This window comes from Vogesella mureinivorans (assembly GCF_007644035.1).
GTDB classification, from domain to species: Bacteria; Pseudomonadota; Gammaproteobacteria; order Burkholderiales; family Chromobacteriaceae; genus Vogesella; species Vogesella mureinivorans.
Genome location: NZ_VMTV02000325.1, coordinates 1 through 259 on the forward strand (window position 1 = coordinate 1; position 259 = coordinate 259).

Below are 259 nucleotides of genomic sequence, written 5' to 3' on the forward strand. Positions count from 1 at the left end.
GTGGCCGATAGCCGCAGCTGGCAGTCGGTGGCCAAGGTGCCGGTATACGGCCAGCCGGTGTTCGTGATGGCCGAACCGGGCGGGCGCCGCGTGTGGGTGAACTTTGCCTTTCCACACAATGACACCGTGCAGGTGATCGACGTGCCCAGCATGCAGGTGGTGCACACGCTGAAGCCGGGGCGCGCCATCCTGCACATGGAGTTCACCGCCCGTGGCGACGCGGTATGGTTGTCCAGCCGCGACGACGACAAGGTCGTGG

The 259-nt window shown here is 66.4% G+C and carries 1 protein-coding gene; it reads left to right on the forward strand.

Features of this window, described 5'->3' with window-relative positions:
- The coding region (locus FLQ44_RS10085) for a cytochrome D1 domain-containing protein (RefSeq protein ID WP_276607843.1) at positions 1-259 on the forward strand (259 nt) is incomplete at both ends.